Origin of the sequence: Pseudomonas sp. 15A4 (assembly GCF_016925575.1) — a bacterium.
In the GTDB taxonomy this organism is placed as follows: domain Bacteria; phylum Pseudomonadota; class Gammaproteobacteria; order Pseudomonadales; family Pseudomonadaceae; genus Aquipseudomonas.
In genome coordinates, this window is sequence record NZ_CP068986.1 from 2,634,560 (window position 1) to 2,652,654 (window position 18,095).

Annotated in this window: 13 protein-coding genes and 3 pseudogenes; 7 read left to right on the forward strand and 9 right to left on the reverse strand. The window is 62.3% G+C overall.

All coding sequences use genetic code 11. The features are described from left to right. Nucleotides 1-97: 97 nt before the first annotated feature. Nucleotides 98-781 (forward strand): response regulator, encoded by a 684-nt coding sequence (locus JN403_RS11865; protein WP_205487075.1) that lies wholly within the window; start codon nt 98-100, stop codon nt 779-781. Next, nucleotides 778-2,111, forward strand: a pseudogene (locus tag JN403_RS11870) (ATP-binding protein). The gene JN403_RS11865 and the pseudogene JN403_RS11870 overlap by 4 nt, the downstream one beginning before the upstream one ends. A 71-nt stretch (nt 2,112-2,182) precedes the next feature. On the opposite strand, the gene JN403_RS11875 reads toward JN403_RS11870, so the two are convergent. Further along, on the reverse strand, nt 2,183-2,632 hold the full coding sequence (locus JN403_RS11875; protein WP_205487076.1) for a DUF4440 domain-containing protein: 450 nt from the start codon (nt 2,630-2,632) through the stop codon (nt 2,183-2,185). A gap of 358 nt (nt 2,633-2,990) precedes the next feature. Here JN403_RS11875 and JN403_RS11880 point away from each other — a divergent pair, with 358 nt between their 5' ends. Continuing rightward, nucleotides 2,991-4,268: a serine/threonine transporter gene (locus JN403_RS11880; protein ID WP_205487077.1), complete on the forward strand. Its 1,278-nt coding sequence runs from the start codon at nt 2,991-2,993 to the stop codon at nt 4,266-4,268. Between the two features lie 377 nt (nt 4,269-4,645). Further along, the gene (locus JN403_RS11885; protein ID WP_205487078.1) at nt 4,646-5,428 is read left to right on the forward strand and encodes a DeoR/GlpR family DNA-binding transcription regulator; all 783 of its coding nucleotides are present in this window, start codon (nt 4,646-4,648) and stop codon (nt 5,426-5,428) included. On the opposite strand, the gene JN403_RS11890 is transcribed toward JN403_RS11885, so the two are convergent. From JN403_RS11890 to JN403_RS11910, 5 genes and pseudogenes are all read right to left on the reverse strand, one after another. Next, on the reverse strand, nt 5,406-5,687 hold the full coding sequence (locus JN403_RS11890) for a diguanylate cyclase (protein WP_205487079.1): 282 nt from the start codon (nt 5,685-5,687) through the stop codon (nt 5,406-5,408). The two genes, JN403_RS11885 and JN403_RS11890, sit on opposite strands and share 23 nt — an antisense overlap. Then, nucleotides 5,645-6,916 carry a diguanylate cyclase gene (locus JN403_RS11895; protein ID WP_205487080.1) on the reverse strand — a complete coding sequence of 424 codons (1,272 nt, stop codon included), beginning with the start codon at nt 6,914-6,916 and terminating at the stop codon, nt 5,645-5,647. Before JN403_RS11895 ends, JN403_RS11890 begins: the two co-directional genes overlap by 43 nt. Before the next feature lie 446 nt (nt 6,917-7,362). Further along, entirely contained in the window at nt 7,363-8,688 is a 1,326-nt protein-coding gene (locus tag JN403_RS11900) for an MFS transporter (RefSeq protein ID WP_205487081.1), read from the reverse strand. Nucleotides 8,689-8,889: 201 nt separating this feature from the next. Beyond that, nucleotides 8,890-10,442: pseudogene (locus JN403_RS11905) on the reverse strand (altronate dehydratase family protein). 217 nt (nt 10,443-10,659) lie between these two features. Continuing rightward, nucleotides 10,660-11,625 (reverse strand): LysR family transcriptional regulator, encoded by a 966-nt coding sequence (locus JN403_RS11910; RefSeq protein WP_205487082.1) that lies wholly within the window; start codon nt 11,623-11,625, stop codon nt 10,660-10,662. Between the two features lie 211 nt (nt 11,626-11,836). Here JN403_RS11910 and JN403_RS11915 point away from each other — a divergent pair, with 211 nt between their 5' ends. The 3 genes from JN403_RS11915 (at nt 11,837) to JN403_RS11925 (ending at nt 14,385) form a co-directional block, all read left to right on the forward strand. After that, on the forward strand, nt 11,837-13,150 hold the full coding sequence (locus tag JN403_RS11915) for an L-fuconate dehydratase (protein ID WP_205487083.1): 1,314 nt from the start codon (nt 11,837-11,839) through the stop codon (nt 13,148-13,150). 450 nt (nt 13,151-13,600) lie between these two features. After that, a complete protein-coding gene (locus tag JN403_RS11920) occupies nt 13,601-14,029 on the forward strand; it encodes a DUF202 domain-containing protein (RefSeq protein WP_205487084.1) in 429 nt (142 codons plus the stop codon). Nucleotides 14,030-14,037: 8 nt separating this feature from the next. Further along, nucleotides 14,038-14,385: a DUF202 domain-containing protein gene (locus tag JN403_RS11925; RefSeq protein WP_205487085.1), complete on the forward strand. Its 348-nt coding sequence runs from the start codon at nt 14,038-14,040 to the stop codon at nt 14,383-14,385. Between the two features lie 175 nt (nt 14,386-14,560). Here JN403_RS11925 and JN403_RS11930 read toward each other — a convergent pair whose 3' ends face one another. From JN403_RS11930 to JN403_RS11940, 3 genes and pseudogenes are all read right to left on the reverse strand, one after another. Further along, a complete protein-coding gene (locus JN403_RS11930) occupies nt 14,561-16,156 on the reverse strand; it encodes a gamma-glutamyltransferase family protein (RefSeq protein ID WP_205487086.1) in 1,596 nt (531 codons plus the stop codon). Between the two features lie 69 nt (nt 16,157-16,225). Next, nucleotides 16,226-17,133, reverse strand: a pseudogene (locus tag JN403_RS11935) (ABC transporter permease). Then, nucleotides 17,133-18,077, reverse strand: coding sequence for an ABC transporter permease (locus JN403_RS11940; RefSeq protein ID WP_037011865.1), 945 nt, complete (start codon nt 18,075-18,077; stop codon nt 17,133-17,135). Before JN403_RS11940 ends, JN403_RS11935 begins: the two are co-directional and overlap by 1 nt. Nucleotides 18,078-18,095: the final 18 nt, after the last annotated feature.

Consider the following 18,095-nt stretch of genomic DNA (forward strand, 5'->3'; position numbering starts at 1 on the left):
TCGATTAAGCCGATGGGGCGCGTCGTGTCTGCGGCGGCTCGTGCATAATCCGCCGTTAATCCCTCTGCGCTTCAATCGCCTTTTTTCGGGGCCGACCATGCACGTACTGCTTTGTGAAGACGACGACCTGATTGCCAGCGGCATCGTCGCAGGCCTCGATGCCCAGGGCCTGACGGTGGACCGCGTGGCCACGGCATCATCGGCGCGGGCGATGCTGTCGGCCGCACATTTCGACGTGATGATTCTCGACCTCGGCCTGCCCGATGAAGATGGCCTGAAGGTGTTGCGCCAGATTCGCCAGCAGGGTGTGGAAATCCCGGTGCTGATTCTTACCGCTCGCGACACCGTCACCGACCGTGTCGATGGCTTGCAGGCCGGCGCGGACGATTACCTGCTCAAGCCTTTCGACCTGCGTGAACTCAGCGCGCGTCTGCATACCCTGGTGCGACGCATGGCCGGGCGCAGCGTCAATGTGATCGAACATGGGGTGCTCAGCTATGACCCGAGCAGCCGGGAAACCCGCCTTGCCGGTCAATCGGTTGATCTGTCCCGCCGTGAACAGGCCCTGCTGCAAGCGTTGCTCAACAACAGCGGTCGCGTGCTTTCGGGCGAACAGCTAAAGGACTGCGTGTACGGCTTCGGCGACGAAGTGGAGAGCAACGCCCTCAATGTTCATATCCACCACCTGCGGCGCAAGCTGGGCGGCCGTATCATCGAAACCGTCCGCGGGCTCGGTTATCGGCTCGGCCCGGCCGGTCATGATTCGGAGCCCACGCCATGATGAGCCTGCGCACACGGCTGAGCCTTATCCTGGGCTCGGCGTTCATTCTGATCTGGGTGCTGGCGGCGGCGTGGATGCTGCGCGACTTGCGCGCGCAGATGATGCAATCCCTCGATCAACGCCTTGAGGCCTCGGCGCGGATGGTGGCGGGGCTGCTCGAACAGATGCAAATGCCCACCGGCAGCGATACTCGCTCGCTGCGGGCCGATGATCCGGCGTTGCCCAACGGCATGGCCTGTCAGTTGAGTTCCCTGCGCGGGCAAGTGCTGGCGCGCACCGACAGCTCGCCGAGCGAACCGCTGAAGGCCGATGCCAGCGGCTTCCATGACCAAATGATCAACGGCGACCACTGGCGCGTGTACACGATGATGCATGACAACGTGCGGGTGAGCACTGCCGATCGCCAGATCGAACGCGACGTGCTCGGGCACTCGGTGCTGCTGGCGGCATCGGTGCCGGTGCTGGTCGCGCTGTTCGGCAGCCTGGCGCTGGTCTGGTTCGGCATCGGCCGGGGCTGGCGCCGCTCAACCGCATGCGCGATGCGTTGAATCGGCACAGCGCCGATTCGGTCGAGCCACTGGACGTGCCCAACCTGCCCAGCGAACTTCAGCCGCTGCTGAAAAGCCAGAACCAGCTGTTTCAGCGCATCGCCCAGACCCTTGAGCGCGAACGTCGGCTGACCGGCGACGCCGCCCATGAACTGCGCAGCCCGCTCACGGCCATCAAGACTCATCTGCAGGTGGCGCGGATGACCGACGGCCAGAAGCGCGACACGGCGCTGGCCCATGCGGAGGAGGGCGCTGACCGCATGCACCGCACCCTCGAACAGCTGCTGTTGTTGGCCCGTGTCGAGGGCAGCCTGTCGTTCGATGATGGCGCGCAGTGCGATGCCGAGCAGGTCGCGCGGCTGGCGATTCACGACGCCAGTCACGGCGATGAACAGCGCATCGAACTGATCCTTCCGTCGCAGTTGTCCAGCGCCGCACTACAAATGCCGGCGGCGCTGGCGGTGGCCGCACTGCGCAATCTGCTGGACAACGCCCTGCGCCACAGCCAGGCCGCGGCGCAAGTGGAACTGAGCGTTGAAACCTTCGACGGCCAGGCGCATTTCCGCGTTCGCGATCATGGCCCCGGCATTCCCGAGCCGGACCTGGACAAACTCACCCAGCGCTTCTGGCGCAACGGCAAAAGCCCTGGCGCGGGCCTGGGGCTGGCGATCGTTCAGGCTATCGTGCAGCGTTGCGCGTGTTCGCTTCGCTTTGACAGCCGTCATGACGGTTTGCGGGTGGAGCTGAGCATGCCGTTGCGGCGCGATTTCGCAGGCCAGTGACGTGTGGGAAGGGTCTGAAAGTGGAGTCGGCCTGCCGTTGCACATCAGGCCGACTGTTGGCTGAATGTCCGCTACTCCGGCATGGCCGAAGAGTGATGGGAGGTAATCAGCCACTCGTTATCAACAAGTGCGTAAGTGAAGGTGTAACGTGCCTGGACTTCTGAGTTATCGCTGAAACGAAACGTGTACAGGCCGGTATCGATTGCACTGTTGCAACTTGTAATAACAGTGCTGCTGTCGAGGGTGCCGAACGGCTTCTTTCTCAGAAACGTGTTGAAGTAATCGAGTTTGCCGGCAAGGTCTGTTCTGGGCTGGTTGGAGAGGGTCGGAAGCAGCACGGCATCGGACGTGTAGTTCGCGGCGACCTTGCGAGAATCGCCGGTTTGCAGTGTGTTGTTCCAGCGTTCGAACAGGATTTTCGCTTGCTGCTGATCAAGTGTTGCGCAATGTGCGGGGGCGTTTTTTGCACTCGCGTAAGTGCTGGCGGTGAGCAATGTGATGACGGCAAAAGTCTTGAGCATGCGTTACCTTCCATGGGGTGTTCAATGTGGGTCGAGAGCCTAAGGGAGGACGACTTAAAGTTGTACTGCCATGGATTTACAATACGTTTCTTGAACTAAATCGGCCGTCTCTGATGTGGGAATTGTCCGATTAATTAAGTAAGAAACGTGGCTGATTTACCCAAGAAGTTAACCAGGTTTGAAACTTCGATGATCCCGGCCCGAGGGCTTTTGGTCCGACAAGCCTTTGATTCTGCTCTCCAATCCCGGACAATCGCGCCCCTTTCCCTGTAGAGAACCGGTCAGGGGCGCCGACTGCCATGTTTTTTCGACGCGCTTTTGACCATGTAGCTATCACCGGCAACGGAGAATCGACCGGATGAATGATCAGGCCAACAGCGTCGAACACACTGTCGACGCCGCACCCGCGAACGTGACGACCTGGAACCGCAACGACACCACCTGGATGCTCGGGCTGTTCGGCACCGCCATCGGCGCGGGTACGTTGTTTCTGCCGATCAACGCAGGCATCGGCGGGTTCTGGCCCTTGGTGATTCTGGCCGTGCTGGCCTTCCCGATGACCTTTTATGCGCACCGCGGGCTGACCCGCTTTGTGCTGTCGGGCCGCAATGGGGCGGACATCACCGAGGTGGTCGAGCAGCATTTCGGCAAGAAAGCGGGTGCCTTGATCACCCTGCTGTATTTCTTCGCCGTGTTTCCCATCCTGCTGATCTACAGCGTGGCACTGACCAACACGGTGGGCAGTTTCATGGAGCACCAACTGCATGTGCAGCCGCCGCCCCGCGCGCTGCTGGCGTTCGTGCTGATCCTCGGCCTGCTGGCGGTGGTGCGTTGCGGTGAGCAGATCATCGTCAAGGCCATGAGCCTGATGGTGTACCCGTTTATCGTGGCGTTGCTGTTCCTCGCCGTGTTTCTGATTCCGCACTGGAACGGCGGCATTCTCACCACGGCAAGCAGCTTTCCGGCACCCTCGGCACTGCTGCACACGCTGTGGCTGGCGATTCCGGTGATGGTCTTCTCGTTCAACCATTCGCCCATCATTTCGGCGTTTGCCGTCGACCAGAAGCGTCAATATGGCGAGCAGGCCGAACCGCGAAGCTCGCAGATCCTGGCCCGCGCCCATCTGCTGATGGTGGTCATGGTGCTGTTCTTCGTCTTCAGCTGCGTGCTGACCCTGGCGCCGGAGCAACTGGCGGAAGCCAAGGCGCAGAACCTGTCGATCCTGTCCTATCTGGCCAACCATTTCAGTAACCCGACCATCGCGTTTGCCGCACCGTTAATTGCTTTCGTCGCGATCACCAAGTCGTTTCTGGGCCACTACATCGGCGCCAGCGAAGGCCTGAAAGGACTGGTGCTGAAGACCGGCCGCCGTCCTTCACCGCGCACGCTCGATCGCCTGACCGCAGGCTTCATGCTGGTGGTCTGCTGGCTGGTGGCAACGCTCAACCCGAGCATTCTCGGGATGATCGAAACGCTCGGCGGCCCGGTCATTGCCGCGCTGCTGTTCCTCATGCCGATGTACGCCGTGCGCAAAGTGCCAGCCATGCGCCGCTATGCGGGCAAGCTGTCGAACGTGTTTGTGGTGGTGATAGGGTTGATCTCGATCTCGGCGCTGGTTTATTCGTTGTTGCAGTGAAGTCGAGACGGGGTAGTGTGGCTGGGGCGATATGTGGGTGAGCTTGCTCAAGAGGACGGCATTTCAGCTGCTGGAAATTTGGCGGATGTACCGGCCTCTTCGCGAGCAAGCTCGCTCCCACATGGTGTTCAATTTCCTTGGAAATCGGCGTGAGTTGAGAGACCGGGAAGTGCGGGCCCTTTATCCAGGCAACCGCGATGTCCGACGGCAAAAACTGGCCATGTGGGAGTGAGCTTGCTCACGAAGACGGTGGTCTGGCCGCAGTAGATCCACTGCCCAGCACGGTCTTCTCAGATCGCCGCCACATTGACTTTGCCAATTGCGTCGCCCCATGATCCTGCTCGTTCCTGATCGATTCAGCCCTTTATCGAGGCCTCATGTCTGCCAACCCAGAAGCATTCCCCGGCGAGCGTCAGCGTCTGATCACCGAGCGCCTGGCCGTTCAAGGTCGGGTGATCGCCGCGGAGCTGGCGAGCGAATTCAATGTGTCCGAGCATTCCATTCGTCGCGATCTGGGCGTTCTGGCGTCTGCCGGCCTGTGCAAACGCGTGTACGGCGGGGCGATTTCGCTGGCGTCGGACGGTCCGCTGGCGGCGCGTGTCGAGCACGAGCCGGGGCGCAAGCGGCAGTTGGGCGTCGCGGCGGCGGGATTGATCAGCGCCGGGCAACACGTGTTTATCGACGGCGGTTCGACCAATCTGGCGATCGCCAAAGCCCTTGATCCGCACATGCCGTTGACCGTCACCACCAACGCGCCGCTGATCGCCGTCGAGCTGATGAAGCTGCCGTCGGTGGAAGTGATTCTGCTCGGCGGGCGCCTGAGTCCCGTTGCGGGCAGCACCTTCGGCTTCACCACGATTCAGCAACTGGCCCACTTCAATTTCGATCTGTGCTTCCTCGGCGCTTGTGCGCTGGATGCGCTGAAAGGCGTAACCGCGTTCGACATGGACGTCGCCGAGTTCAAGCGCGCCGTGGTGGCGCGCAGCGGTCAGGTGGCGGTGGCCGTGATCAACGAGAAGCTTTCCAGCATCGCGCACTATCAGGTCGCGCAGTGCGAGGAAGTCGGCGCGCTGGTGGTCGAACACGACGCGCCCGCCGACCGGCTGGAGCTGTTTCGCGGCAAGGTGGCGCATATCGTCACGGCGCGGGCAGCGCACTGAGCAGCGTCGACTCCTGCCAGGCGACGGTACGATTGCGGCCCTGGTGCTTGGCGGCATACAGCGCGGCGTCCGCGCGTTTGACGAAATCTTCCATGCTCTGGCACTCCTGCGCCCGACAACCGTAAACCCCCAGGCTGATGCTGACGATGCCGATGGGATTGCCCTGATGTTCCAGGGCTCGCGTGAGCACAGCCAACCGAATCTTCTCCGCCAGACTCACGGCGCCCTGCATATCGCTGTAGGGCAGGAACACGGCCATTTCTTCCCGCCGTAGCGCACCGCAAGGTCGCCGGTACGGTTGAGGTTGCTGCGAATGCACTCGGCCACGGCGACAATGCATTTGTCGCCGGCGACGTGGCCATAGTTGTCGTTGTAGCTCTTGAAAAAATCGATGTCGATCATGATCAGGCTCAGCGGATGCAGGTTCGGCTCACCGTTGCGAAACTCCAGACTGAGAATCTCCTGGAAGTGCCGTCGATTGGCCAGGCCGGTCAGGCTGTCCTGTAGCGCAAGCTTTTCCAGCGAGTGGCTGGCAATGCGCAGTTGTGATTCGGCATTGAGCCCGAAGCGGATCTGCTGGAACAGCAAGACGCCAAACAGCAGGTTGGCGACCACCACGCAGATGATGATCGCCAGCGAGCGCCACGCATACTGCCGCCACTCGTCGAGCACTTCGCGCTGCGACAGACCTGCGAGCACCACCATCGGGTAGCGGTCCAGTTTCTTGTAGCCATACAGGCGCTGTTCGTGGTCGAGCATCGACACGACGTTCGCCGTGCCTTCGTAGTGTTCCTTGACATAAAGCCGGAACAATTCGCCGTCGCCGATAGAGGTGCCGCGCACGTTTTGAATGAGCGGACGTCGTGCCAGCACGGTCCCGTCGGCCATGGCCAGGGTGATGACGCCGTGCTTGCCGATGTCGAAGCGCTCAAAGAACTGTTCGAAGTAGTTCAGTTCAACGGTGGCCAGCACCACACCGGCAAAGTTGCCCATCTCATCGTCCACCCTTCGCGACACAGGGATGATCCAGTCGCCGGTGGTGCGGCTCTGGATGGCGGGGCCGATGTGGGGAAGGTTGCTGGCGATGGACCGGTGGAACCGAAAATACTCACGATCGGCATTGTTGGCGTTGGCCGGCATGTGGTTAAGGGAGGTTGCCGCCCAGTTGCCATCCTTGTCATAGATGAACAGACCCTGGATCTGCTGGACGCTGGCGGCGGTGGCGCGCAGATAATCGTGCATGCGCGAACCACTGGCGGCGCCGAAGCCGTCGAAGGAAAGCCGTTCGACCACCGATGACACGGCGATGTGCGCTTGATCAAATGCGTCATCAACGTGTTGCGCCATCGAGCGAGAAAGGTTGGCGACGGTGGTATTGGCGATTTCCAGCTCGTGAATGCGCGTCTGGCGCAGCTGCCAGACGGTGATGCTGGTGATGGAGATGCACACCAGCAAGGTAAACAGTCCCGCCAGCCACAACACCGGCATGCGTTTGAGTCTTCGGTTTCTGACGCCGAATTCCGATCCTTCTACCTGTCTCAAACCCCATCCTCGCTGACTGCCACGATTTCAGACCCGCCACTGTGACGAACAATCCACTCGTTCGGACACGCAGCATCGCAACAGCGACCCGTCTGACTCACAGCGTAGGACAAGTGCGGGATTTTGAAGGGAAATTTATGGCTTATAAATCATCTGCGGTAGATGTGCTGCTGTGTGGGCGTGACGTGGTTATAGGGCCGTGTGCGAGTTTGGTTGATGTCGACATGTGCGAGCGAGCTTGCTCGCGAAGGGGCCAGTACATCCGCTAAATGTCCAGCGGTTGGAATGCCGCCTTCGCGAGCAAGCTCGCACACAGGTGTTGCATTCGGCGGGCTACTGCTGCATTCCTGGGACCGAGTGCAGGTCTCAGGAATCCGCTGAAGGAGCACCCATCAAACCCGGCGCCCTTGCACCTCATCCCGATTCGCCTGCCAGTCCTTCTGCGCGGTAGTGGTGTGTTCGGGGATCGGCGCCTTGAGCAGCACGAAGTAGGCGACCGCCGAGAGCAACGCGACGATGGCGCTGACCGCAAAGGCCGTGGCGAAGGTGCCGGAATATTGCACGCTGAACCCGGTGACGATCGGCGCGATGGAGCCGGCGATGTAGCCGCCGAAATTCTGGATCGAACCCAGGGACGCCACGCGTTTGGTGTCGACCACGGTATTGACCACCATCCACGCCGTGGCGCTGGACAGGTTGATGCCGAACAGCGCCAGGCAGAGCAGGGCGACGCAACCGCTCAGGCCGGTGACGAACGTCAGCGGCAGGGTGAACACGGCGGCAAACACCAGCCCGCCAATGACCGTGTATTTGCGGCTGTTGAGCACGCCGACGCCGCGCTTGACCAGCCGATCGCAGATTCGCCCGGCGGCGATGGTGCCGATCGCGCCGAACACATAAGCGAACGACACCACCCAGGCGGTTTGATAGGGGTCGAGGCCGTGTTCGCGCTGGAAGTAGCCGGGCAGCCAGGTCAGGTGCAGCCAGAGCATATAGATCACGCCCATGAAACCGAGGAAGGTGCCCCAGGTGCTGCGGTGCTTGAACAGGTCCAGCCAGCCGGCGAAGAACGAAGCCTTCGGCGCGGCGTCGGCCTGAACCACCTGGACGGTCGGTTCGCGACCTTCTGCCGCCAGTTCCTTCAGGTATTGCGCGCGGCTTTTGTAGAACATCAGCCAGCACAGCGACAGCACGATGCCGAGCACGCCGGTAATGATGAACATCCCGCGCCAGCTGAAGTTGACCATGAACAGCGTCAACAACGGCGGTGCCAGGCACGGCCCGATGCAGGTCGCCGACCAGACAATACCCGTCGGCGTGCCGCGCTCGTGCTCTTCGAACCACTCGTTGAGGGTCTTGGCGGCCGATGGAAACATCGGTGCCTCGCCAATCCCCAGCAACACGCGCAGGGCGAAGAAGCCGCTGAAGCTGTTGACCAAGCCCGACGCGGTCTGTGCGATGGACCACACCATCAGCGCGCCGCCCAATGCGATCTTGCTGCCGAGCTTGTCGATGATCATGCCCATCGGCAACTGTGCGAAGGCATAGGCCAGCGAGAACGCCGATAACAGAATGCCCATCTCCGAAGGACTGATCAGCATGTCCTTCTGGATCGTCGTATTGGCGATGGACAGCGCACTGCGGTCCAGATAATTGACGATCCCGAACAGCATCAGAAAAACGATGGTGATCGTCTGGTAGGTCTTGAGGGATTTCATTGCGCACCTTTTTTATTGTTGTGGGGCTTAGCGGCTTCGTTCGTGTAGGACCGGCTTCAGCCGGGAAGAGGCTGGTTTGGGCACCATCCATGTTGCGGTGTGTCGCTGGAAAAGCTTCCCGGCTAAAGCCGGTCCCACTGAAAGCAAGACAATTCCCGGCTAAAGCCGGTCCTACGACCAGCGTGCGTTACTCGACAGACCTCAAGTCACTGCGCCGATGTGCCAAGGCACAAACTCGTTTTGCCCATAACCATGCTGCTCGCTTTTGCTGCGGGCGCCGGAGGCGATGTCGAGCATCATCTGGAACACGTACGCGCCGCGTTCTTCAATTGTCGTCGTGCCGTCGGCGATGCCGCCGCAATTGACGTCCATGTCCTCCTGTTGAAATTCGAACACGCGGTTATTCGTGGCGAGCTTGATCGACGGCGTTGGCGCGCAGCCGTACGCAGAACCCCGCCCGGTGGTGAACGCGATCAAATTCGCACCGCCCGCCACTTGCCCCGTGGCAGAGACCGGGTCATAGCCGGGGTGTCCATGAACACCAGGCCCTGGGCGCGGACGGCTTCGGCGTATTCATACACGCCCATCAGGTTGGTCGAGCCGGCCTTGGCCACCGCGCCCAGCGACTTCTCCAGAATGGTCGTCAGCCCGCCGGCCTTGTTGCCGGCGGAGGGGTTGTTGTTCAGTTCGGCGTTCATGCGCCGGCAGTAGTCTTCCCACCAATGAATGCGCTGAACGAGTTTTTCGCCGATGGCCTGACTGGCCGCGCGCCGCGTCAGCAAATGCTCGGCACCATAGATTTCCGGGGTCTCCGACAGAATCGCCGTACCGCCCGCCGCCACCAGCCGGTCCACCGCATTGCCCAGTGCCGGGTTGGCGGTGATGCCGGAGTAGCCGTCGGAGCCGCCACATTGCAGACCGACGATCAAGTGCCGGGCGCTGACGCTTTCCCGGGTGACCTGATTGGCCTGCTGCAGCAGCGACTGCACCTGCGCGATGCCGCTGGCAATGGTCTTCGACGTGCCACCGGTGCCCTGAATGGTGAAGGCGCGCAGTTGGTCGCTGGCTTTCAGACCCTGGCTGTCGAGCATGTCCTGAATCTGGTTGGTCTCGCAGCCCAGGCCCACCACCAGCACCGCCGCAAAGTTCGGGTGCACGGCGTAGCCCGCGAGGGTGCGGCGCAGCAGGTCGATGGCCTCGCCTTTGGAGTCGATGGCGCAGCCGGAACCGTGGGTCAGCGCGACCACGCCGTCGATGTTGGGGTAGTCCGCAAGGGCTTCGGGGAAAATGTCGCGACGGAAGCGGTCGGCGATGGCCCGGGCCACGGTGGCGGAGCAGTTCACCGAGGTCAGAATGCCGATGTAGTTGCGCGTCGCCACACGACCGTCGGCGCGCACGATGCCCTGAAAGTACGCTTCGGTTCTCGGCGTCTCGTGGGCGTCGACGCCAAAGGCGTAGTCACGGGAAAAGTCGCCCATTTCGACGTTGTGCACATGCACGTGCTGTCCGGCCTCGATGGGCTGTGAAGCAAAGCCGATGATCTGGCCGTACCGCCGCAGCGGCTGACCCTGCTCGACCCGCACCGCCGCGACCTTGTGCCCGGAAGGAACAGGCTGGGAGACCGTGACGTTTTCTTCGTCCAGGTACGTGCCTCCACTCAGCGCCTGGCGAGCGATCAGTACGTTATCGAGTGGGTTCAGGCGGATGAACAGCGCGCTGCTATCGAACGCGGGCGTTTTGGCGATGAGTTCCATGCGGCCTCTCATGACGGTTGCGGCCTGGGTCAACAGTGCCAGACGCAACTTCCTTCAGGAAGCGGCACCGCGGCTGGCCGGTTATTGTTATGCACGACGTATCAAGCACCCGCTTCAGAGCGCGGACGTTGTCAGCCGATTTTCAGCCACTCTATGAAGCCGGTACGTAATTTCCCAATGAAAGGTTTCGATTGAGCGATAACGCAGGGTTATCGATTCATGGGCCGTCTGCACCGTTAGAAATGGCGCTTAGACACGTGAGCAGCGCCTTCACCGCCGCCGACAGCGGCCTGGCTTTCGACGTCATCAGCCCGAGATTGGCCATGCTCAACGGCAACTCAACCGGCAGAATGGCGATCATGCCGTAACGCGTGTAGTGGTCGGCAACGTCATTGGGCACCACGGCAATCATGTCCGAGGATTCGAGCATCGAGGTGGTTGCCAGAATCGAGCGGGTTTCGACGATGTCCAGCGGCTCAATCAGTTGCGCTGCCTGCAGTGCGTTTTCGACTTGGCGCCGCATCGGGCTGCCGATCGGGTGGAGGATCCAGGTCATCGGCGCCAGCGCCGCCAGCGTCAGTCCGTTGTGGCTCGCCAGCGGGTGCTGCGGCCGGGCGATGATGCGCATGCGCTCGCCCTGTTCGAACCGCTGAATGTCGAGGCTCTGGCCGTCGAGTTGATCGGGCAGGCGGCCCAGCACCACGTCGAAGTCGCCGCGAATCAGTGCCGGTATCAATTCATCGCTGGTGCCGACTTCCAGGGCGATGCGCACCTTTGGGTGCGCGGCCTTGAACGCCAGCACGCCGCGGGTCAGCAGCGTCGGCACCGGGCCCATCACTGTGCCGATGCGTACCATCCCTGTAGCCCCTCGTGCCAGCTCAGCCAACTGCGCTTCGGCGTATTCGAACTCATGCAGCGCGCCCCGGGCGTAGCGAATCATCACCTCGCCGAACAGCGTCGGCTGCATGCCGCGCGGCAAACGTTCGAACAATTGCACGCCGAGACGCTCTTCCAGCTGTTGCAGCAACAGACTGGCGGCGGGCTGGGTGGTGTGAATGGCGGTGGCGGCCTTGCGCAGAGTGCCCAGTTCGCCCAAGGCGTTAAGCAAGGCGATCTGCCGGCTGGAGATTTTCAGTGCCGGGAAGGTGCCAGGCAGATCGGAGGAGGGTGATGTGTCTGACATATCGGATTCGATATCGATGGTTAGGATTTGGCGATTATGCCTGTATCGCGGATAGGCCTACAGTCGGCTATGAGTGTAGGAGTGAGCTTGCTCGCGATTGCGATTGATCAGCGACTGAAGTGTTGACTGGCACGCTGCAATCGCAAGCAAGGTGGAACGCCACCCGGTCACTCCTACAGGTATGCATTGCCACCCATAACAAGAGCCCACCATGCAGATCACCTCGATTTCTGTCCGCGACATCCGCTTCCCCACGTCCTTGTCCCTTGACGGGTCCGATGCGATGAACAGCGCGCCGGACTATTCCGCTGCCTATGTTGTGCTGCATACCGATTCGCCTGACGGGCTGGAAGGTCACGGCCTGACGTTCACCATCGGCCGGGGCAACGAGATTTGCGCCGCCGCGATCCACTCCCTGGCGCCCTGCGTGGTGGGGCTGAGCCTGGAGTCGATCACGGCGGACATGGGCGCGTTCTGGCACAGCATCACGGCAGGCGACAGCCAGTTGCGCTGGCTGGGGCCGGAAAAAGGCGTGATCCATCTGGCCACCGCCGCGCTGGTCAATGCGGTCTGGGATTTGTGGGCCAAAGTCGAGGGTAAGCCGGTGTGGAAGTTGCTGGCCGACATGACCCCTGAGCAACTGGTGAAATGCCTGGACTTCAGCTACGTCACCGATGCCATCACCCCCGAAGAAGCCATCGCCTTGCTCCGCCGCCAAGTGCCGGGCAAAGCGAAGCGCGAGGCGCAGATGCAGGAGGAGGGCTATCCGGGCTACACCACCGCGCCGGGCTGGCTGGGTTATTCGGAAGAGAAAATGCGCCGACTGGCCCGCGAAGCCGTGGCCGAAGGCTGGACCCACATCAAGCAGAAGATTGGCTCGGACATCGAAGAAGATCTGCGCCGCGCCGCGATCCTGCGGGATGAACTGGGCTGGGAACGCACGCTGATGATGGACGCCAATCAGGTCTGGAGCGTCGAGCAATCGATCAGCAACATGCGCCGACTGGCGGCGTTCGAGCCCTGGTGGATCGAAGAGCCGACCCACCCCGATGACATCCTTGGCCACGCGACGATCCGTCAGCGCATCGCGCCGATTGGCGTGGCCACCGGCGAGCATTGCCACAACCGGGTGATGTTCAAGCAGATGTTCCAGGCCGGCGCGCTGGATTTCTGCCAGCTCGACGCGGCCCGGCTGGGCGGGCTGAACGAGGTGCTGATCGTGCTGCTGATGGCCGCGAAGTTCGACATCCCGGTATGCCCCCACGGTGGCGGGGTCGGGTTGTGCGAATACGTGCAGAACATTTCGCTGTTCGATTACATCGCCGTGTCCGGCTCCCTCGACAAACGCGTGCTGGAATACGTCGATCACCTGCACGAGCATTTCCTTGATCCGGTGGTCATCCGCCGCGGTCGCTACATGCCGCCGCAACGGCCGGGGTACAGCATCGAAATGCACGCCGAAACGCTGGAGCGGTATCAGTATCCCGATGGCGCAGTGTGGGTGGAGTTGGCTGCCAACAGATGATTTAAATGTTGGTCACTCCGTCTCACGGATGCTGCACGGTGGCGCAGCAAACATAGACCCTGTGGGAGTGACCGGGGTGGCGTTCCACCTTGCTCACGAAAGCGACATTCCAGCCAAAGAAAATTCAGCGAATGTATCGGCCCCTTCGTGAGCAAGCTCACTCCCACAAGTCCTCCGAACTGGCCGAAATATTGAGTCAGCCCACCATCCTGTGGGAGTGAGCTTGCTCACGAAGACTGCGTTTCAACCGCTGAAGATTTAGCGGATGTACTGGCCTCTTCGTGAGCAAGCTCACTCCCACACGCTCGTCATCGCCACGAATATCGGTGACATGGCCCTATTTGAGAAACCCCGCGCTGCGCCAACAGACACCCCCATGTCGCTGTGGACACGGGCCTTTCCCGGGCATGACCGGTATGATCCGTCGCATCTACCCGACCACGGTGCGACATGAATTCCCCCGAGCCCGGCAACGTCATCCCTCCCGCCCATGCCCCCGTCACGCCGCCGGAGCGTGATCGGCTGTCGGCTTCGCTGCTCGGTGGCGGCTGCGAGCCTGACCCGCGCTTCACCCTCGCCAACGAACGCACGTTTCTCGCCTGGATCCGCACGGCATTGGCGTTTCTGGCCGGTGGCATAGCGGTCGAAGCCTTTACCAGCGACGTGTTCAGCCCGGGCCTGCGTCGGGCCGTGGCCTTGTCGTTGCTGGTGCTGGCCTTGTTGGTGAGCGCCAGTGCCTGCGTGCGCTGGCTGAAAGTCGAACGGGCGATGCGTCAACGCAAGCCGCTGCCGTTGCCGGTGCTGGTGCCGATTCTGTCGTTGGGGGGCGGGTTGGTGGCGGCGGGGCTGATCGTCTTTCTGATTTACGGCGCGTCGTGAATCGGCGCATGCCTGCCGTGCCGTTGCGCCACGACGATCCCGGTCTGCAACCCGAACGCACGCTGCTGGCCTGGCGTCGGACGCTGCTGACATTGATCGGCGTGTGCATCTTGTTTCTGCGCTGGATTCCGCCGTTTGGGTGGGTGGCCCTGCTACCGGTCATTCTTTCGTTGATGGCGGGCCTCCTGATCCAGATCGGCCTCAACGCCCGCTACCGCAAAAGCGCCCGGGGAATGACCCAAGAGCGCATTCCGCCGCCACTGCGTGAAGTGGCGGTGTTGGGTTGCACGGTGATGGTGTTGAGTCTGGTGGGGATTGTTGCAGTTGTTCTGGTTGAAGATCCGGCATTGCGTTAGCCGCAATCTAGTGGCCAGCAGGACCTACCTCTTCCCGGCTAAAGCCGGTCCTACGACTAGCGCGCATTTCGTAGGACCGGCTTTAGCCGGGAAGGCGGTTTAAATGGCACGCCGCGCGTTTAGTGGGACCGGCTTCAGCCGGGAAGGGGCTTCCACCGAATCCTGGCCGGGTGACTCAATACGCCGCCACCAACCCATCCTTCCTCGGGTCGGTCCCGCCCACATACCCATGGGCCGTGCGCTGGATGATCTGCGCGCCGCCAAAGGCAAATACGCCGCTGGGGTCTTCCACCTCCACATCGTGACCCTTGGCGCGCAGCGCTTCGATCACCTGGGGATCAAATGCGCGCTCCACCGCGACCTTAAGGCCCGACTCGATACGCCAGCGCGGCGCGTCGGCAGCTGCTTGCGGGTTCTGCTTATAGCGCAGAATGCGCAGCATCATCTGCAAATGCCCCTGCGCCTGCATCGGCCCGCCCATCAGGCCGAAGGACATCAGCGGCGTGCCGTCGGCGTTCATCACAAAACCCGGAATGATGGTGTGAAACGGCCGCTTGCCCGGTGCCACGGTGTTGACGTGATCCGGGTCCAGGGTAAAACCCGCGCCACGATTCTGCAGGCTGATGCCCGTGCCCGGCACCACCACGCCGGAACCAAACCCCATGTAATTCGACTGGATGAACGAGACCATCATCCCGCTCTCGTCCGCCGCCGACAGGTACACCGTACCGCCGGCCTTGGGCGCGCCATGCAGCGGGTCTTCTGCCTGTTCGCCGACCAGCGCCGCGCGGTCGCGCAAGTACGCCGGGTCGAGCATGTGTTGAGCGGCCACGCGCATGTGGTCGTTGTCGGTGACGTGCTGATTGAGGTCGGCCAGCGCCAGCTTCATCGCTTCCAGCACCGGGTGCACGGCCTCGACACTGTCCACCGGCTGCTCGCCCACGCCCAGCGCTTCTAAGATGCCCAGACCCGCCAGCGTGGCGATGCCCTGACCATTCGGCGGCAGCTCGTGGACCACGGCGCCGGCATACGGCACCGACAAAGTATCGATCCAGTCCACCCGGTGGTTCGCCAGATCCTCAAGGCTCATAACGCTGCCATTGGCGTTGGCGTGAGTGATCATTGCCTTGGCCAGCTCGCCGCGATAAAACGCCTCGCCCTTGGTTTCAGCAATCAGCTCCAGGGTTGTCGCGTGATCCTTCAGCACAACTTTCTCCCCGGCCTTCGGCGCTTTGCCGCCTTGGAGGAAGCACTCGGCAAACCCCGGCTGATCCTTCAACAGCCCGGCGCCGCGCCGCCACAGTTCGGCAATGATCGGTGTGACCTGATAACCGTTGCGCGCATAGCCGATGGCGGGCGCGGCGAGGGTGGCGAAGGGCAGCTTGCCATAGCGCTCGGACAACGCGACCCAGGCCGACACCGCGCCCGGCACCGTCACCGAGGCCCAGCCGCGCTGGGGCATTTCCTGCTGGCCGGCGAAATGCTCCGCTGTCCAGGCTTGCGGCGAGCGGCCCGAGGCGTTGAGGCCCTGTAACGTCTTGCCGTCCCAGACGATGGCGAACGCGTCGCTGCCGATGCCGCAACCGGTGGGCTCGACCACGGTCAGCACCATGGCGGCGGCGATGGCGGCGTCAACGGCGTTGCCGCCCTGACGCAGCATGTCCAGCCCGGCCTGTGCGGCCAGGGGTTGCGAGCAGGCGACCATGTTGTTGCCCATCACCGGCGAGCGGGCGGACGCGTAAGGTTGGCTGTAATCCAGATCATCGAACATGCAGTCGTTCTCTTCTTGGCAGTTGATCGGTTATAGAGGCGCGTCTTCGGCGTGTAAGGGCGAGCGCCGTCAGCTTTTCGGGTCAAGGGCATCACGCAGCCCGTCGCCCAGCAGGTTGAAACACAGCACCGTGATGTAGATCGCCACGCCCGGGGCGATGGACATCCACGGCGCCTGTTCCATGAAGTTCTTCGCGGTGTTGAGCATCGAGCCCCAAGACGGCGAGGGCGGTTGCTGGCCCAGGCCGAGGAACGACAGGCTCGCCTCCGCCAGAATCGCCGACGCGATGGTCAGCGTCGCTTGCACCACCAGCGGCGAGAGCACGTTCGGCAGCACGTAGCGCAGGATGATCCAGCGGTCCGGCAGGCCGATGGCGCGGGCGCCTTCCAGGTAATCTTCGTGACGGATCGCCAGCACCTGACCGCGGGTCAGGCGCGAGAAAATCGGCATCGCCGACAGCCCGATGGCAATCATCGCGTTGCTCAGGCTCGGGCCCAGAAACGCGCCCAGGGCAATCGCCAGCACCAGAAACGGACACGACAGCAGCGCTTCCATGACGCGCGAAATCACCGCGTCGAGTTTGCCGCCGAAGTAACCGGCCAACAGGCCCAGCGGCACGCCAATGACCATGGCAATCGCCACCGAAACCCCACCGGCCAGCAACGAACTGCGCGCCCCCAGAGCAGGCGGGAGAACAGGTCGCGGCCCAGCTCGTCAGTGCCCAGCCAGTAGAGCAGCGACGGCGCCTTGCGCACGGCGAGGAAGTTGGCTTTCAGCGGATCATGGGGCGCAATCCACGGCGCCAGCAGCGCGGCAAGAATGAAGACGATCAGCACCACCGCGCCGACCACTGCGCCCTTGTTGGCGAGGAATTTCTTCACGAACGGCGAGCGGGTGCGTGGCCAAAGGGGTTCTCTCAGCGGCGCTTGGGACGGCGCGTTCAGCGGCGCCGAAGGATGGGTCGCAATCGAAGTCATCAGGCAGTCCTCAGACGCGGATTGATCAGGCGATAGAGCACGTCGGCCAACAGATTTAGCAGCAGAAAACCGATCGCGACGCACAGCACCACGCCTTGCACCACGGCGTAATCACGGTTGAACACGGCATCGACAATCATTTTGCCGAAGCCGGGAATGCTGAACACTTGCTCGGTCAGCACGGCGCCGCCGAGCAACTCACCGAACAGCAGCGTGGTCAGCGTGACGATCGGCATCAGGGCATTGCGCAGGGCGTGCTTCAAGATCACCGTGCGCGGGAACAGGCCTTTGGCCCGCGCGGTTCGCACGTAGTCGGCGCGCAACACTTCGAGCATCGCGCTGCGGGTGTGGCGCATCAGCACGCCCGACAGCCCGGCGCCCAGCACGAAGGCCGGCAGGATCAGGGTCTTCAGGTTCTGCCCGACGTCTTCACCCAGCGGCACGAAGCCCGAAGCCGGCAGCCATTGCAGCTTCACGGCGAAGATCATGATCAACAGAATCCCCAGCCAGAAATGCGGAATCGAGATCCCCGACAGGGCGAACACGTTGGCCGCGTAATCCACCGACGTGCCCTTGCGCACCGCCGAGATCACCCCGGTGGGAATGCCGATTACCAGCGCGATGATCAACGCCAGCACCGCCAGCTCGATCGTCACCGGCAGCTTCGACGCCAGCAGCACGGTCACCGGTTGCTCGGTGCGCAACGAGGTGCCGAAGTCGCCCTGCAGGACGTTGCCGACCCAGTGCACGTATTGCAGCGGCAGCGGGTCATTGAGCCGGTATTTCTCGCGCAGGTATTCCATCACCGCCGGGTCGCGCTCTTCACCCGCCATGGCCTGGACCGGATCGCCCGGCAGCAGCTTTTGCAGGGTGAAGACGAACAGCGAAACCAGGATCAGCGTCGGAATGGCGCTGAGCAGGCGTCGCAGGATGAAAGTCAGCATGACGAATCCTCGCGGCCG

Bases quoted from the DNA above. Each gene is read 5' to 3' on its own strand.
- JN403_RS11865 (WP_205487075.1), top strand. From the start codon at position 98: ATGCACGTACTGCTTTGTGAAGACGACGACCTGATTGCCAGCGGCATC.
- JN403_RS11875 (WP_205487076.1), bottom strand. From the start codon at position 2,632: ATGCTCAAGACTTTTGCCGTCATCACATTGCTCACCGCCAGCACTTAC.
- JN403_RS11880 (WP_205487077.1), top strand. From the start codon at position 2,991: ATGAATGATCAGGCCAACAGCGTCGAACACACTGTCGACGCCGCACCC.
- JN403_RS11885 (WP_205487078.1), top strand. From the start codon at position 4,646: ATGTCTGCCAACCCAGAAGCATTCCCCGGCGAGCGTCAGCGTCTGATC.
- JN403_RS11890 (WP_205487079.1), bottom strand. From the start codon at position 5,687: ATGGCCGTGTTCCTGCCCTACAGCGATATGCAGGGCGCCGTGAGTCTG.
- JN403_RS11895 (WP_205487080.1), bottom strand. From the start codon at position 6,916: ATGCCGGTGTTGTGGCTGGCGGGACTGTTTACCTTGCTGGTGTGCATC.
- JN403_RS11900 (WP_205487081.1), bottom strand. From the start codon at position 8,688: ATGAAATCCCTCAAGACCTACCAGACGATCACCATCGTTTTTCTGATG.
- JN403_RS11910 (WP_205487082.1), bottom strand. From the start codon at position 11,625: ATGTCAGACACATCACCCTCCTCCGATCTGCCTGGCACCTTCCCGGCA.
- JN403_RS11915 (WP_205487083.1), top strand. From the start codon at position 11,837: ATGCAGATCACCTCGATTTCTGTCCGCGACATCCGCTTCCCCACGTCC.
- JN403_RS11920 (WP_205487084.1), top strand. From the start codon at position 13,601: ATGAATTCCCCCGAGCCCGGCAACGTCATCCCTCCCGCCCATGCCCCC.
- JN403_RS11925 (WP_205487085.1), top strand. From the start codon at position 14,038: ATGCCTGCCGTGCCGTTGCGCCACGACGATCCCGGTCTGCAACCCGAA.
- JN403_RS11930 (WP_205487086.1), bottom strand. From the start codon at position 16,156: ATGTTCGATGATCTGGATTACAGCCAACCTTACGCGTCCGCCCGCTCG.
- JN403_RS11940 (WP_037011865.1), bottom strand. From the start codon at position 18,077: ATGCTGACTTTCATCCTGCGACGCCTGCTCAGCGCCATTCCGACGCTG.